10 protein-coding genes are annotated in these 16612 nt (G+C 43.4%); 8 read left to right on the top strand and 2 right to left on the bottom strand.

Annotation, left to right across the window (positions count from 1 at the left end):
* The 4 genes from Q5866_RS10180 to Q5866_RS10165 all read left to right on the top strand — a co-directional run.
* The coding region (locus Q5866_RS10180; RefSeq protein WP_303180054.1) for a hypothetical protein at positions 1 to 901 on the top strand (901 nt) is incomplete at its 5' end.
* 83 nt (positions 902 to 984) lie between these two features.
* A complete protein-coding gene (locus Q5866_RS10175; RefSeq protein ID WP_186975932.1) occupies positions 985 to 1566 on the top strand; it encodes a 30S ribosomal protein S16 in 582 nt (193 codons plus the stop codon).
* A gap of 3 nt (positions 1567 to 1569) precedes the next feature.
* Complete coding sequence (rimM, locus tag Q5866_RS10170; RefSeq protein WP_186975931.1) at positions 1570 to 2094, top strand: ribosome maturation factor RimM; 525 nt, start codon at positions 1570 to 1572, stop codon at positions 2092 to 2094.
* Positions 2095 to 2428: 334 nt separating this feature from the next.
* The gene (locus Q5866_RS10165; RefSeq protein WP_186975930.1) at positions 2429 to 4990 is read left to right on the top strand and encodes an adenosylcobalamin-dependent ribonucleoside-diphosphate reductase; all 2562 of its coding nucleotides are present in this window, start codon (positions 2429 to 2431) and stop codon (positions 4988 to 4990) included.
* Between the two features lie 228 nt (positions 4991 to 5218).
* Here the strand turns inward: Q5866_RS10165 and rnr are convergent, their stop codons facing one another.
* On the bottom strand, positions 5219 to 7501 hold the full coding sequence (gene rnr, locus Q5866_RS10160; RefSeq protein ID WP_303180052.1) for a ribonuclease R: 2283 nt from the start codon (positions 7499 to 7501) through the stop codon (positions 5219 to 5221).
* 239 nt (positions 7502 to 7740) lie between these two features.
* Between rnr and Q5866_RS10155 the strand changes: the two genes are divergently transcribed.
* Genes Q5866_RS10155 through Q5866_RS10140 form a run of 4 tightly spaced genes read left to right on the top strand, consistent with a single transcriptional unit; the run spans position 7741 to position 15506 of the window.
* On the top strand, positions 7741 to 9189 hold the full coding sequence (locus Q5866_RS10155) for a hypothetical protein (protein ID WP_186975928.1): 1449 nt from the start codon (positions 7741 to 7743) through the stop codon (positions 9187 to 9189).
* 42 nt (positions 9190 to 9231) lie between these two features.
* Positions 9232 to 12921 (top strand): SusC/RagA family TonB-linked outer membrane protein, encoded by a 3690-nt coding sequence (locus tag Q5866_RS10150; RefSeq protein WP_186975927.1) that lies wholly within the window; start codon positions 9232 to 9234, stop codon positions 12919 to 12921.
* Between the two features lie 13 nt (positions 12922 to 12934).
* Positions 12935 to 14482: a RagB/SusD family nutrient uptake outer membrane protein gene (locus Q5866_RS10145; protein WP_186975926.1), complete on the top strand. Its 1548-nt coding sequence runs from the start codon at positions 12935 to 12937 to the stop codon at positions 14480 to 14482.
* A gap of 1 nt (position 14483) precedes the next feature.
* Positions 14484 to 15506 (top strand): hypothetical protein, encoded by a 1023-nt coding sequence (locus Q5866_RS10140; protein ID WP_186975925.1) that lies wholly within the window; start codon positions 14484 to 14486, stop codon positions 15504 to 15506.
* Positions 15507 to 15575: 69 nt separating this feature from the next.
* Here Q5866_RS10140 and Q5866_RS10135 read toward each other — a convergent pair whose 3' ends face one another.
* Positions 15576 to 16544, bottom strand: coding sequence for an NAD-dependent epimerase/dehydratase family protein (locus Q5866_RS10135; protein WP_303180050.1), 969 nt, complete (start codon positions 16542 to 16544; stop codon positions 15576 to 15578).
* Positions 16545 to 16612 lie beyond the last annotated feature (68 nt).

Here is a 16612-nt window from a genome sequence, read left to right as displayed (position 1 = left end):
TCCTAATAATGAAGTAAAGATTGCGGGAGATTTACTGAATTATAAAGGAAATAAGTTGTTTTTTGAGATTTGTACTCAAGACACAACGATATCAGTGGTGTTAGACAGTACCGGTTTTTTTAAGGTGCAACTGCCTTTAAAAGAGGCTGGATATGTGCGGTTGGTGAATGATAAAGCTGCCGTGCCTCTTTATTTGAAACCGGGGGACGATGTTAAAATAAAAATGGATGTGAAGAGAGTACAGGAAGGGAATTATGAGTCCGTTGAATTTCCCGAAGGAGATCGTGCGGAAACACGTATGATGCTTGATTATTACGGGAAACAATGGTTCCCGTCAACACAAGAGATGTTCGTGTTACCACCCGTCGAGTTTAAAGAGATGATGGATTCTATCGTGCGATATAATGATGCGATAATTTCCGAATTCGTGAAGAAGAATCCTTGTGATCCGGAATTCGTGCGTTTGTTTCGTATTCAGGTGAAAGTCCCTTTGGCTGCTTCTTATTTTTATTACCCTATGTACCATTCTTTATTGAATCGGGAAGATCAAAGTGAGGAACCCGATGATTTCAATATCTTTGACAAGACACTGCCCAAGAATGATATTGAGGTCTATCGGAAAGTGTATCGCTATAAAGTCTACGAGGTTTCCTATTGGAATAATCTGTTAGGGGGGAAATTGGCAGGCTTGATGAGCGAGCCCGTGCAATTCGTGAATGCCTATATTGACGAGTTGAATAAATTAGGTTTGAACCAACAGATTCGGGATGATATCGGGAACAATTTTGTAATGCAGTATTATAAAGAATTGCCGACGGAGGCTCAGAATGTTTTAAAAGACAGGTATAAAGAAGTTGTCGAAAATGTAAAATACCGTTCTGTGATAGAGAAAATGATCTAGGAAATTTCAATTTTTCAATTAAATCACTATCTTTGCGCCGCCTATCGAGAATAGGTAGTAATTAATAAGTTAAAAGTAAAAGAATGGCAACTAAAATTAGATTAGCAAGACATGGTCGTAAAGGCCGTCCGTTCTACCATGTAGTGGTAGCAGATAGTAGAGCGCCGCGTGACGGTCGTTATATTGAGAGAATTGGTTCTTACAATCCGATGACTAACCCGGCTACGATTGATTTGAATTTTGACAGAGCATTGTATTGGTTACAAACCGGTGCGCAGCCGACCGATACCGCGAAGGCAATATTGTCTTACGAGGGTGTTCTTTTGAAGAAACACTTGTTGGAAGGAGTGAAGAAAGGTGCGTTTGATATGGCTGCTGCTGATACGAAGTTCGAGGCTTGGAAGAAAGAGAAAATCGCTAAGATTCAGGCTAAGATCGCACGTTTGGCTAACGAGTCTGAAAGTGAATACAAAGCTCGTTTGGAAGCTGAGGCTAAAGTAAAAGAAGCTAAAGCAGAGATTGTAGCTAAGAAACAAGCTGAAATTGCAGCGGCAAAAGCTGAGGCAGAGGCTGCAGCAAGAGCAGAAGTAGAAGCTGCCGCTACAGAGGCTGTTGCAGCGGAAGTAGCTCCGGAGGCTCCGGCAGAAACTCCAGCAGCTGAATAATTTATGATCAAGAGGGAAGATTGTATAAAGATCGGCGAAATCGGTAAGACTCATAACTTACAGGGTGCGTTGATTGTTTACACGGGAAATGATCTTCTTGAACAATACATGGATGAACCGGTGTTTCTTCTTCTGGAAGGAGCACCGGTTCCCTTTTATATCGCGGAAGATGGTCTGACGGCACGGAACCATACTTCTTATATCGTCAAATTTGATTTTGTTGACTCGAAAGAACAGGCGGACCGATTGGTGGGGAGTGATTTGTTGATGGATAAATATCTGCTTGAAGAGGAGGATATGCCTTTGGAACTTTCTGATCTGATCGGGTTTTCCGTGGTTGACGAACCGACAGGTGAAAAAGGGGAGGTTGTGCAGGTTGATAATTATTCGGGAAATGTAGTTCTTTCTATCCGGATATTCTCGAAAGAAATTCTTCTTCCGGTATCCGATGAATACGTGACAGACATTCTTCATGATGAAAGATTGTTGCATGTAAATATTCCTGAAGAAATCAAAGAACTTTATTAAACCTTTTTAGGAATACAAACGTAAACAGATGTGATTTTTCAATCATCATAGTGTCTTATTGGTACTTCCTTGATAGAGTCGAACTCTCTAAAACTTCAATTTTTATTAAACCAAAATTTTCTACGATTTTTATTTCTACTTTAGAACAAATTTATATTTGGAAAATTTTTCAAGAAAAATGGAATTATTAATCGTTTTATTATCAGTGTTATGACTGATGATTTTGGAAAACTTGCAACAAGTGTTAGTAAAAATATTTTTCTAAGAAGTTTTTTTTCCATAGTTTTGTTCTGTTGGAAAAGGGACCAAAAAGAAAATTTATTATATACGCTAAATGGAACAAACTACAAAGAAAGTGGAGAAACAGAAACAGGCTGTAAACCAAAAGAAAGTGTACACGCAAGAAGAAGCTTATAGTAGTTCTCTTGATTATTTCAAGGGTGACGAGTTGGCTGCACGTGTTTGGGTGAGCAAATATGCTTTAAAAGACTCTTACGGGAATATTTTTGAGTTGAACCCGAATGATATGCACCGTCGTTTAGCTTCAGAAATCGCACGCATCGAAAAGACTTACGCCAACCCGATGAGTGAGGAGGAGATTTTTGAAGTTTTACGTGACTTCAAGTATATCGTACCGCAAGGAGGTCCGATGACCGGAATCGGTAACGATTATCAGATTGCTTCATTGTCTAACTGTTTCGTGATCGGTCACGACGGGCCTTCTGACTCTTACGGGGGAGTGATGAAGATAGATCAGGAGCAAGTACAATTAATGAAGCGAAGAGGCGGGGTGGGACATGACTTGTCGCATATTCGTCCCAAGGGCTCGCCGGTAAAGAATTCGGCTTTAACGTCAACAGGTATTGTTCCCTTTATGGAACGTTACTCTAACTCTACGCGCGAGGTTGCACAAGACGGTCGCCGGGGAGCTTTGATGTTGAGTGTGTCTATCAATCACCCGGATTCCGAGAGCTTTATCGATGCCAAGATGACGGAAGGTAAAGTGACCGGAGCAAATATTTCGGTAAAGATTGACGATGAATTCATGAATGCCGTTGTTGAGGAACGTGATTATATACAAAAATACCCGGTTTATTCCGATGAGCCGAAGAACGTGAAACAGATCAATGCCGTGAAGTTATGGAATAAGATCGTGTACAACGCTTGGAAATCCGCTGAACCGGGAATCTTGTTCTGGGATACGATTATTCGGGAAAGTATACCGGATTGCTACGCGGACTTGGGATATAGAACGGTATCTACCAATCCTTGCGGGGAGATTCCTTTGTGTCCGTATGATTCTTGTCGTTTGCTGGCGATTAACTTGTATTCATACGTGGTAAATCCTTTCACGAAAGAGGCTTATTTCGATTACGATTTATTCAAAAAGCACGTGGCTATCGCTCAACGGTTGATGGATGATATTATTGATCTGGAGCTTGAGAAGATTGATGCTATTTTGGACAAAATTAGTGCGGATCCGGAAGACGACGAGGTTAAGGGTGTTGAAATCCGTTTGTGGGAGAAGATTAAAACGAAAGCCAGAGAAGGACGTCGTACCGGAGTGGGTATCACTGCCGAGGGCGATATGCTGGCTGCTTTGGGTTTGCGTTACGGTAGCGATGAGGCTGTTGATTTCTCCGTGGATATTCACAAGCGATTGGCTATTGCCGCTTACGGTTCTTCTGTCGAGATGGCAAAAGAACGCGGGGCTTTCAAGATTTTTGATGCCAAGAGAGAGGAAAACAATCCGTTTATCACTCGTTTGAGAGAAGCTGATCCGGAGATGTACAAGGATATGGTGAAATACGGACGTCGTAATATTGCTTGTTTGACGATTGCACCCACGGGAACGACCAGTTTGATGACGCAGACGACTTCCGGTATCGAACCGGTGTTCTTGCCCGTTTACAAGAGAAGAAGAAAGGTAAACCCGAATGATAAGAATGTGCGTGTGGATTTCGTTGATGAGACGGGAGATGCTTACGAGGAATTTATAGTATTCCATCATAAGTTTGCCCTTTGGATGGAGAAAAACGGGTATGATGTACGCGAACGCTATACGGATGAGGAAATCGATGAGATGGTTGCCAAATCTCCTTACTACAAGGCTACATCCAATGATATCGATTGGGTAGCTAAAGTGCGTATGCAGGGGCGTGTGCAGAAATGGGTAGACCACTCTATCAGTGTTACCGTGAATCTGCCGGCAGACGTGACGGAGGAATTGGTGGGACAGCTTTATATCGAGGCTTGGAAGAGCGGTTGCAAGGGATGTACGGTTTATCGCGACGGTTCTCGTGCGGGAGTACTGGTTTCCAATAAAGATAAGAAGGATGAGGGAGCGATGCCGTCAAAACGTCCGAGAGAGTTGGATGCGGAGATCGTGCGTTTCCAGAACAACAAGGAAAAATGGATTGCTTTCATCGGTCTTTATAATGGCCGCCCTTACGAGATATTCACCGGTATTGCTGATGACGAGGAAGGTATCATGTTACCGAAAGCCGTGACGGATGGTAAAATTGTCAAGAATACGGACGAGGAAGGTAATAGCCGTTATGACTTCCAATTCTCTAACAAGAGAGGTTTCAAAACAACGGTTGAAGGGTTGTCTTACAAGTTTAACAAGGAGTACTGGAATTACGCCAAGTTGATTTCGGGAGTCTTGCGTTACGGGATGCCGATCAATCAAATCGTGGATTTAGTGGCAGCCATGGAATTTGATAACGAGAATATCAACACGTGGAAGAATGGTGTCGAGAGAGCTTTGCGGAAATTCATTCCGGACGGAACCGAGGCTACTGGTTCCGTGTGTGAGAATTGCGGTTCAAAATCTGTCGTTTATCAGGAAGGTTGTTTGATCTGTAAAGTTTGCGGGTCATCCAAGTGCGGTTGATGCTTGATGATAGAAAAATAAAACGAGGGCGTGTCGGAACATGCCCTCTTGTCCATAAGGTCTGAAAGTCCATAATGTCGTAAGGTCAAATGTACAGGTTGTTAATGTGTTATAGAGCTGAATACCATTGTGTTATTGAAATACAGACTTTATAGACTTTAGAGCCGAAGGCTCGACTTTATGAACTTTATAGACTAGAGGTGTGTCAGAACACACCTCTTTTATTTTTTATTTCTTTTTGCGGTTTCCTTTTCCACTTTTCCGGCCGGAAGCTGCATCTCCCCGTCGGCCTCGGCGGAATTTACGTTCCGGTTTTTCACGTCGGGAGGCAGGTGTTTGGGGGGTAACGGCAGGAGTGGTATTTTTACTTTCGCTTTCCACGAGGGCAAAATCGAGTTGGCGGGCAACGAGATTTGCTTTGGCTACTTTCACGAGTACTTGGTCCCCAAGCTGGTAAACTTTCCGGTGGTGGCGTCCCACGATACAGTAGTTTTCTTCGTCAAATTCATAGTAGTCACCTTCCAGTTCATTGATGGAAACCAGTCCCTCGCATTTGGTGTCATTCAGCTCCACGTAGAATCCCCATTGCGTGACACCGGAAATCGTTCCCATGAAATTTTCTCCTAATTTGTCACTCATGAACTCGACCTGCTTGTATTTGATCGAGGCTCTTTCCGCGTTAGATGCCACTTGTTCCATGTCGGAACAGTGCTTGCACATCTCCTCGTATTTTTCGGCATTGGCAGAACGTCCCCCGTCCAGATACCGTTGCAACAGTCGGTGAGTCATCACGTCGGGGTAACGACGGATGGGTGACGTGAAGTGCGAGTAATAATCGAAAGCCAGACCGTAGTGTCCCACGTTTACCGTGGAGTAAACGGCTTTTGCCATGGTACGGATAGCTAGTGTTTCGATCATGTTCTGTTCCGGACGGTTTTGTACATCTTCCATTAATTTGTTCATGGAAGAAGATAGTTGCCGGGGAGAGGTCGTGCGTATTTTATACCCGAATTTTGCTATGAAACGACCGAAGTCTTCCAGTTTTTCGGTATTGGGTTGCTCGTGGATACGGTACACGAAAGTTTTTGCTTTTTGCCCTTCTTTTGTTTTGCCGATTCTTTCGGCTACTTTTTTGTTGGCGAGCAGCATAAACTCTTCGATCAGCTTGTTGGCTTCTTTCGAGCGTTTAAAATATACTCCCGTGGGTTTACCTTTCTCGTCAATGTCGAAGCGTACTTCAATGCGGTCAAACGCGATAGCGCCGTTTTGGAAACGGGCAGCCCGTAGCTTCTGGGCAAGATCGTTCAGCGTTATTATTTCGGTTTTGAAATCGCCGTCTTCGCCCTCGATCATGGCTTGCGCTTCTTCATACGTGAAGCGTCTGTCCGATTTGATAACCGTCCGTCCGAACCATTGTTTAATCACTTCAGCGTTCTCGTTCAGTTCGAAGACTGCCGAGAAACAGAGTTTCTCTTCATTCGGACGCAGGGAACATAGCCCGTTGGATAAATGTTCCGGTAGCATGGGTATCGTGCGGTCCACGAGGTAAACAGAGGTTGCGCGGTTATACGCTTCTTTATCCAAGGTCGAGTCGGGTGTCACGTAAAAGCTGACGTCGGCAATGTGTATGCCTACCTCGTAGTTCCCGTTTTTTAATTTCCGGAACGAAAGGGCGTCGTCAAAGTCTTTGGCGTCTTTCGGATCGATCGTGAATGTTGTGATACCCCGGAAATCTCGTCGGTTTTTGATTTCTTCCTCGGGAATAGCGTCTTTTATTTTTTTCGCGGCTTTCTCCACCGTGGCGGGGAATTGAACCGGAAGCTCGAATTCTGCCATGATGGCGTTCATTTCGGTATCATTATCTCCCGGGGTACCCAGTACTTGGAGCACTTTGCCTATCGGGTTCTTTTGGTTTTCCGGCCATTCGGTAATCTTGACGATGGCTTTCTCCCCGTCTTTTGCCCCGTTCAATTCGTTCAACGGGATAAAGATATCGTAAGGCAGTTGTTTGCCGGTCGGTACAAGGAACGCGTATTGTTTGGAGCATTGGATGATACCCACGAAAGTTTCTTTCTTGCGTTCCAGAATCTCTACCACTTCCCCTTCCGGGCGACGTCTGGAACTTCGAGCGTAGAGCAAGACCTTTACTTTGTCCCCGTTCAAGGCATGGTTCAAACCGACCTGCGGGATAAACACGTCTTCCTTGCATTCGTCGGAAACCAAGTAGGCTGTGCCCTTGGCGGTCAAGTCGATGATTCCCGTGACGTAAACGGTACTTATTTTGAATTTAAATTGTCCGGTTGATTCTTCCGAGAGCATATTGTCGTTTTTCATCTCGTAGAGAACCGTCATGATCAACTGTTTCGCGTTCATGTTTTTGATCCCCAATCGCTGCGCCAACTGTTTGTAATTAAAATGTTCGTTGGGGTTCGCGGAGAATATATCGTATAACATCCGGCGTATTTCTTTTTTACCGATGTCTCGCTTTGTTTTTTTTTCTTTTCTTGGCATATTTTGAATTTAAATATAGGCTTGATTCCTGATCGTTGATTAAAACGAGGCTACTAATATACTAACTTTTTGTTTGAGTTTATACGTTTCTTCACGAGAGAATGATCCGTGTATAACTCTTTTCAGTGCTTTAATTATTATGAAATTTAAAAAATACTGAATTGTTGTACCCATTTTTTGTTTTTCTTTCGTTATGGACATGAACTTAATGGATTTTTTTACCAAAAACAAACATTTTTATGAAGAAAAGTATTGGATATTTTTTATGGGTGTCTTTTATCTTTATGCTGTTTGGTTGTGCTGAATTGTATAAAGGTGATGAGGATGAGCAAGTGGAGGTGATACTTCCTCCGGGGCCGACTTACACGACTGAAACAGAGCATACTTTAAATGTAGTGTATTACGTGCCTGCCGATGAATACGATAGGGAATATTGGCATTGGCGTCTATCCGGCTTCGCTCTTGACATGCAGAAGTATTTCGAATTGTGTTTGCAGAGAAACCGGATTCCCAACAAGAAATTCGGTTTGATCGTGAACGAGAATCCCGATTACGTGAAGATGCACTACATCAAGAGCTCTCTACCTACCGACCAGATGATAGAAAAGAACATGCCCAAGATGGCGGAAGAGGTGCTAGCTTATTTCGAGCAGCATCCAGAGGAAAAAACTAGCGATAACTACTTGGTATTTATGCCTAAATACACGGGTAGTTTTTGTGCGCATTATAGTTTGGGTACTTATTCCGGTATCGCTTTCTGTGGCGTGGATCATGAGAAATTTAAAGTACGTTATTTAACTTCAAGCCGGGGACGTGAAGCGCATTTGGCTTCTTACGGGGAGGTGCTGCATACTTTGGCACGTTCTTTCGGGGTTCCATTGGAATCACATAAAATGAGTAGTGCGACGTTTTCTCTCGTGGGAGCGGTAAAGTCAAAAGCTGTTAGTAAGATTTACAGGTGGGAGTGGTTTTACACGCGATATTGTAGTAACTCTGGAAATACACTAAATTTGCCTAAGGGGGGTATTTTGGATAAAGTGATTCTACCGGAAGCTGCGGCACGATTCTTGGAAAAACATCCATTGTTTAGTAATGTCGCTCCCGTGGAACCAGAGCCGTTGGAGGTGACGATCGACGAGTGGGATATAAGGAGTTTACCGGGTAATCCGGCGCTTGAGGAGGATTCTGTTTTTGTTGCTTGTACATTCCATAGTAATAAGCCTGTTGACGGGATAATTCTTTACAACGATCCGTGGGCTTCCCACGATGTCACCGTTTCGTATGAACCTATTAATGCTGCAAGTTATGCTGCATACCAGGCTGCAAGTGAGGCATTGGAACGCAATGAAACTTGGGATGGGGGTAACGATGCTTATGGTGTTTATAAAAATATATTGTATGCAGAGGATTTAGGGAATAACACCTATCGTGTCACTTTTGACATTGCCATGGGGGATTTATTTCTCAATAAACCGTTTTTTGGAACATGGTCTAAATCCTTTGGAGCGGAGTTACGGTTTAGATTTATTGGGAAAGATGGATCCCGCTGTCCGTCCTATCCCTCGGTAAAAGGATCTTTAACCTGTGAAACAGGGGGAGATTATAGGCGTTTGTATAGATTGTCATATACCGCATCAAATTCTCCGATTACGCATAATATTGCTACACTTTACGGTACTAAAGAGTAGAAATAATAGATGGCATTGATTTTTAATTATCAAATACAGATTATGAAAGAATTGAGTTTTCGTTTCAGGTTTAGAGGGAGTCCGAAATCGATAGAATGGATACGGGTGATAAAACTATTCGTTTTGTTTGTCATGTTGTCTTCGGAGTCACTTTTTGCTACCGTGAAGGCACAGCAGGTGAGATTGAATTTAGAGATAGAAAACAAGTCTTTGGTTGAGGTCATGGATTTGTTGAAAGAGAAAGCCGGGGTACAATTCGTGTATTCGGGTGCGGATGTGAAAAGTGTGAACAATATCTCGGTATCGATAAAAGATAAAAATGTGGTTGAGATATTGGATATCGTGTTGAAAGGAACCAATCTTACGTATGTGCAGGAAGGAAATTTGATTATCTTGCGCCATGCGACTCTAGTGCAGGCGAAAGACGAGAAGCCAAGAGTCGTGACGGGTACTGTGACAGGAATGGTGAAAACCGATACCCTTGCGGGTGTGACTGTGCAAATCAAGGGTACTACAGTGGGAACGGTTACCGACATCAAAGGACGTTACAAATTGACTCTACCTGTTAGTAATGATGTGGAATTGATTTTTTCGTTTATCGGGAAAAAAGCTAAAACGGTAAAATACACTGGACAAACCGAATTGAACGTGATTTTGGAAGACGATGCTGAAGCTTTGGATGAGGTGGTTGCTTTGGGATACTTGAACACGGATAAAAAGAAATTGACCAGTGCGGTAACCACCTTGAAAGCGGAGGACATCATGATGCCGGGGGTATCTTCTATTGACAAGATGTTGGAAGGACACGTACCGGGATTGATCTTCATGCAGAACTCCGGGCAGGTAGGGGCCACACCTCGTTTACGTATCCGGGGAACTTCCACCGTGTTGGGAAGTCAAGAACCTTTGTGGGTATTGGACGGTGTTGTATTGACTGATCCGGTGAATGTCGACCCAACTGACATCAACGATTTGGACTTCGTGAACTTGTTGGGAAACGCTATTTCCGGTTTGAATCCCTATGATATCGAGGACATCAACATATTGAAGGATGCCTCTGCCACTGCTTTGTATGGAACGAAAGCTGCCAATGGGGTAATTGTCATCACCACGAAAAAAGGGAAAGTGGGTCCCTTGCGCTTGAATTACCACGTGGACGGGAGTTTTGCCCGCCGCCCGCGTTATTCGGATCGGGCGATTTACTTGATGAATTCTCGAGAACGTGTCGATTACTCCCGCGAGGCAATAGAGAAAGGAATGAAATATAATAGTACTGAAGATGGATGGACTGGTTACGAGGCTTTGGTCGAGCAATACAAAAAAGGCTTGATTAGTTTCGATAAGTTCCAAGAAGAGGTTACCCGGTTTGAAACTATGAACACCGATTGGTTGGGTGAGATCACGAGAAACTCGTTCTCACACAATCACACACTCTCCTTCTCCGGGGGATCCGAGAATTTCAGGTATCATGCCTCCCTTGGTTATGGGCGGGAAAATGGTGTATTGGTCAAAGAGTCGGCTGATCGCTACAATTCGGTATTAAACTTGAATTTTACGCAAAATAAATTCAGTGCCCAATTTAAGTTGTCAGCTAATGTGCGCGAGCAAGACCATACTCCCGCAGATGTAGGTTTGATGGATTATGCTTATGGAACCAGTCGTGCAGTACCCTTGTACGATAAAGACGGGACGTTGCATTATCATCAGGTACAAAAAAACCAAAGACCTGTTTATTTTAACGTGTTGAATGAACGAGATAACTCTTATAATAAGGTGAAAGGCCACACGGTAAGTTTTATGACTAATTTGTCTTATGAGATTATCCCTCGTTTGAAAGCGCAGGCAACTCTCTCGTATTCACTGTCCGATACGGATAATGAAACCTATCACGCTGAAAATACTGCGTATGCGTACGGTTATTCTTACTTTCAGAAAGATCCGCGGTACAATGATTTCGTATCTAATAGACAAGCAACATTGCCTTTCGGGGGAGAATTACAGAAGGATAACACGAAAAACAATAGTTATACCCTGCGTGGGCAAGTTAATTACTACCATTATTTGGATGAGTACGAGCAGCATATGCTGTCTGTAGACGTGGGGGGAGAGTTGAGTTCTTCCAAATATACAGGATTTGCTAAAACTATCCGTTGTTATTTGCCGGATCGCGGTATGACGGTAAATAAGGTGGATGAAGAAGTGTACTTTAAGTATGCAGAGTGGTTAGCCTCTGATCCCAATGCTTTGGGTAAATTGAAAGATAGAACCTCCAACAAAGTCGGGTTGTATGGGTCATTGACTTATAGTTTCCGTAATGCTTATATTTTCAACGTGAATGCCCGTTTGGATTTCTCTAATGAATTCGGTAATCTGACAAATGACAAGATTCTCCCGGTCTGGTCGTTGTCCGGACGCTGGAATTTGAAAGAGAATGTGCTTGCTAATGTGAATTGGATTAACAACGTGGCGTTGCGTGCTTCTTTTGGTTACCAGGGAAATATCACCAACGAGGCTACTCCGGAATTGATTATTCAAAAGGGTGAGGTAAATCAGGTATTCAACGAATATCAATCCACGATTAAGACTTTCCCGAATCCGGATTTGGGATGGGAGAAGACGGCTTCGTTCAACACGAGTGTCGATTTCTCTTTGTTTAACAACTCGTTGAAAGGTATGGTTTCCTACTTCTACAAGAAAACCAAAAATGCCTACTTGACCAAAAAGGTGTCTCGCGTAAATGGGGTTGCTTCTTACAAGGTGAACGAAGGTACAGTGGAGAACTCCGGATTCGAGTTTAGTTTCAATATTGTTCCGATGAATCGCATGCTTTCCGATATCAGCTCCAGCGGTGAGCGGAAAGGATTCCGTTGGAGTATCGACCCGCAATTGGGGCAGGTGGTGAATAAGTTGATCAATAAATTGGGACGAGGTAGCGATTTCGATCCTTTGCATGACGATTTCAACTATCAAGACTATTTGAATGGAAACGCTTACGTGAATGGGCGTCCATTGAATTCTTTCTTTTCTTACGAATTCACTGGATTGGATCCGGCAGATGGGCGTCCCACTTTTGCCCGAGTGGAAGAGGATCTTTGGGATCAATATATTGATATGCCAAAGAGTAAGGTGTTTACTACCATCATGCAATACTCCGGGTGCCGGGTGCCTTACTTGCAGGGAGGGATTTCTAACACGTTTGAGTATAACAACTTTATCTTGAGTTTTAACCTTGCTTACAGCATCGGTTCCAAGGTGCGTTTGTTAAAATTGTATGATAATGTTAGTGGTTCCAGCGTTCCACAACCGATCAAAAATATGCGCAAGGAATTTGTGCATCGTTGGAAACGTCCCGGGGATGAAAAAAACACCAATATTCCGGGAATGTTGAAGGCTGAAGATTTTTCGGCTTCTATAAATAGCCCTTGGTGGAAAAACGAACCGTTTAAGTTTGCCGATCACATTTGGCAGATGTACGATTTCTCGAATATTCGAGTAGTGAGTGGTAATTATCTGAAATTACAATCCATGAGTTTGCGATACGTGATGCCGCAAAAGATCTGCAAGCACTTGCACGTGAAGAATATGTATGTGTCCTTGTCGGGATCGAATCTATTTACTTGGAGTGCGAAGGAGTTGCGCGGACAGGATCCGACCTCGCAGTCTGGGTCTGCTGATCGCATTAACTTGTCCGTGCGTCCCACTTATTCTTTTAGTATAGATGTATCATTCTAAAAATTGTAAACTTATGAAAAAAAGATATATATTTCTGATTTGCTTGTTAGGTTGCCTGTGGGGGGCTTGTGGCGATTTTCTGACAGAAGAGTCCCACGAGTTGATGTATGCCCGCGATTGTAAGGATATGGAAGAGTTGTTGATCGGTAACGGGTACATGAAAGCGGATTTGGTATTCAATGCTGCTGGTTTTGATATGAAACTACCTAAATCCTATTATTCTTGGTTGCACGTGATGGACGATGATGTGCAGGCGGCTATCGCCGGTCAGGAGTTGATCAAGGGTGTTTTTACCAATAAAATGCGTGCCTTTTACTGTTGGGAAGCTTCTCCGTTTAATATCAAGGGAGATGCTTTCGAGGATAAAAACTGGGCTACACTGTATGAACACATTGCGGTGTTGAACGTGATCCTGAATAAGGTGGAGGAGTTCACACACGATAAGGAAGAGGACCGTAACAGCGTGCGGGGGCAATGCCATTTTCTCCGGGCGGCGTACTATTACTTGTTGGTGAATCTCTATGCCAAGCCTTATGACCCGGTGACGGCATCTAGTGATTTGGGTGTTCCCCTGAAATTATCTCCCATTGTGGAGGACAAGAATTTCACCCGCACCCCAGTGGATTCCGTTTACAATCAAATCGTGCATGATTTGCAAATGGCAGTCGATTACTTGGAAGGAATCGAGATGCCTTCTGTCAATCGGGCGAACCAAGATGCGGCACGCCTCTTGTTGAGTCGCGTGTATTGCTATATGGGTAAATGGGATTTGGTTCCGGAGCTTTGCCGGGAAATCTTGAAAGGGAAGTATTCCTTGATGAACATGAAAAGTTCGGGGCAAGCAACATGGTTGTATAACGGTTGTCCTGAGATTATTTTTACCCAGGGACAAAGTTTTGGAGCGGGGGTATTCTATCAAGAAAATCACGCTGATATGGTGGATGCCATTGCGATTTCTCCGGATCTGTTGGAAGTGTTCTCGGAAGAGGATGGCGATGTGCGTAAAAATTTGGTGTGTAGAGAGCATAAGTATGGTGGATTTTTGTTGCCGGCAAAGTTAACGGGGAAGGATACTGCAACCTTGAATTCTATGAAAACCTACATCTCGGATTGTTTCTTGTTGCGTTTACCTGAAGTACATTTGAACCTGGCGGAGGCATTGGCGATGATCGATCAGGATGGTGAGGCAAGAGTAGTGTTAGCGGATTTGATGAAAACCCGGATTCCCAATTTGAGAACCTTGACGGAGTCCGGCGAGGCTTTAGTGAAATTGATCCGTAAGGAGAGAAGACGGGAGTTATGCTTCGAGTGCCAACGTTGGTTTGACTTGCGTCGTTATGCGGTCAGTCCCAAGTATCCGGAAGCACTCTCTATCCGTCACGGCATGTTTGAGCATAATGCAGGTGATGCAGAGGATAAGGGGACCTATATTGGATATTACGAGTTACCTGCTTATCCGGATGGAGCTTGGGTGATGCCGATCCCCACGTATGAGATCGAGCAGACCGAAGGTGCTATTATACAAAATGAACGAGTAAATTGTATTTTTAAAGAAGAATAAGATGATGAAAAATATATTATTAAGCCTTTTCTTGGCTTGTGGCCTAATTATGGCTTGTTCCGATGACGAAACACCAAGTCCCTCCTATGAGGAGCGGGATTGGTGGGTACTTACCTACGATCCGAATGCTGATGAATTGGATCAATTGATTTATAAGATATACGATGAAACTGGTTTACGGTTTTTCTATAACGATACCATAGGTACGGAAACTCGCTATACTTATGGAGAGCCTTATACTCATTATCAAACCTATATGATGGGGTACGATTTCAAACGTTCGGGAAAAACAACTTCTGCCAATTATCGTTTGTCTTACGACCGGGGAATAATCAAGGATTTTATCGATTATTATTTCTTGGTCGTCGATCCGGTATTGAATACATCGTCTTTTTTCTATAAACATTTTTTTATTGTAGATACAGTATTTAATAGTACGGGGAACTCTACTGTATTGCCTTATTGGAACGATGTAGCCAATGCTACTGTTGTGGTGAGTATGACCGATGTAACCAAGAAGCATTTCAACACGTTGACGGAGGATGAAAGAAAGGGGTTGATGATTAACGTGTTGTTGAAGCAGGTGTACGATTTGTTCGGTGGGGATGGTGCTGGAAACAATGAAGAGTTGCAAGGTTTCTTCGATATAACTAACAACTCGGCGGAATGGCCGACGACATTGACCGGTGCTCCTTACGCTAAAGGTTTTAAATTGACAACTTCTACCCCCGATCGTTTCCCCGATGGAAAACTGATTACAGAATACGATAATCTTCCGTATAGATTTGGCGTCTTGTCAGTTCGAAGTGTTACTTCAACATATTATAATTTTATATTTAAGCAGGTTGATTTTATGGATTATTTGACTCTGGTTTTGACTCATACAGATGCTGAAATTAGGGAAATGTATGGACATCAGGAACTGATAATGCAGAAATACGAGTACTTGAAAGCTGTATTGGAAAAAAATGGTTTAGGAAAGTTTTTAGGTTATGAAAAGAAATTGGGTGAAGTAGAAGATTAATCGTGAACAGATAAACAATAAAAAATCCGGATTCTTAAACCCGGATTTTTTATTTATTGAGAAAAGGTTTTATTTAATTAACCCCTTGTCAAATTTCTCTTTCACTTTTACCAACATATCATTGGTCATGCTGGTAAGGTCGTATTTCGGAGCCCAGCCCCATTCCTCACGGGCGCAAGTGTCGTCCATGCTGTTTGGCCAGCTGTTGGCGATAGCTTGTTTTACCGGGTCAATTTGATAATCCATTTTGAAGTTCGGGATATGTTTGCGGATTTCTGCCGCGATTTGTTCCGGCTCGAAACTCATGGACGCGATGTTGAAGCTGTTCCGGTGTTTCAATTTGCTGGGGTCGGCTTCCATCAAAGTAACCACGGCGTTCAAGGCGTCCGGCATGTACATCATGTCCATGTAGGTGCCTTCCTGCACGTTGCAAGTGAATGAACCTTTCCGGATGGCGTCATAGTAGATTTCCACGGCGTAGTCCGTGGTTCCCCCGCCGGGAAGAGTCACGTATGAAATCAATCCCGGGAAGCGTACGCTACGCGTGTCTACCCCGAAGCGGTGGAAATAATAGTCGCTTAGAAGTTCTCCGGTTACCTTGCAAACACCGTAAATCGTGGTGTTAGAACGTTGCAGGGTATCCTGCGGGGTTTTGTCTTTCGGGGTGTCGTTACCGAAAGCACCGATAGAACTCGGCGTGAACACGGCGCAATTGTTGTCCTTCGCGATATACAGGGAGTTGGTCAACGCCCCGATGTTAATATCCCATGCCAGTTTCGGGTTTTTCTCTCCCGTGGCAGACAATAAGGCAACCAGGTTGAAGATGGTATCAATATTGTATTTTTTCACGATGGCACTGAATCCCTCTCCGTCAAGAGCGTTCAATTCCTCGAAAGGACCCGCTTCTGCCAATGCTTTGCATTTTTCAGCACTGATATCGGCTGCCACTACATTGTTATCTCCATAGATAGATCTCAGATAAGGAACCAGTTCGGAACCGATTTGTCCCCCTGCACCAACGATTAATATTTTCTTCATCTCGATAGTTTTTTATGACGAACGATGTTATTTTTCTATATTAGATTGTAGCGCGAAATTAATTAATT

Origin of the sequence: uncultured Butyricimonas sp., from assembly GCF_959596855.1 — a bacterium.
GTDB classification, from domain to species: Bacteria; Bacteroidota; Bacteroidia; order Bacteroidales; family Marinifilaceae; genus Butyricimonas; species Butyricimonas muris.
This window is presented reverse-complemented; position numbering and strand designations above follow the sequence as displayed.

Coding starts and splice junctions, on each gene's coding strand:
- Q5866_RS10150 (WP_186975927.1), top strand. CDS start 9,232: ATGAAAGAATTGAGTTTTCGTTTCAGGTTTAGAGGGAGTCCGAAATCG.
- Q5866_RS10145 (WP_186975926.1), top strand. CDS start 12,935: ATGAAAAAAAGATATATATTTCTGATTTGCTTGTTAGGTTGCCTGTGG.
- Q5866_RS10140 (WP_186975925.1), top strand. CDS start 14,484: ATGATGAAAAATATATTATTAAGCCTTTTCTTGGCTTGTGGCCTAATT.
- rimM (WP_186975931.1), top strand. CDS start 1,570: ATGATCAAGAGGGAAGATTGTATAAAGATCGGCGAAATCGGTAAGACT.
- rnr (WP_303180052.1), bottom strand. CDS start 7,501: ATGCCAAGAAAAGAAAAAAAAACAAAGCGAGACATCGGTAAAAAAGAA.
- Q5866_RS10135 (WP_303180050.1), bottom strand. CDS start 16,544: ATGAAGAAAATATTAATCGTTGGTGCAGGGGGACAAATCGGTTCCGAA.
- Q5866_RS10155 (WP_186975928.1), top strand. CDS start 7,741: ATGAAGAAAAGTATTGGATATTTTTTATGGGTGTCTTTTATCTTTATG.
- Q5866_RS10165 (WP_186975930.1), top strand. CDS start 2,429: ATGGAACAAACTACAAAGAAAGTGGAGAAACAGAAACAGGCTGTAAAC.
- Q5866_RS10175 (WP_186975932.1), top strand. CDS start 985: ATGGCAACTAAAATTAGATTAGCAAGACATGGTCGTAAAGGCCGTCCG.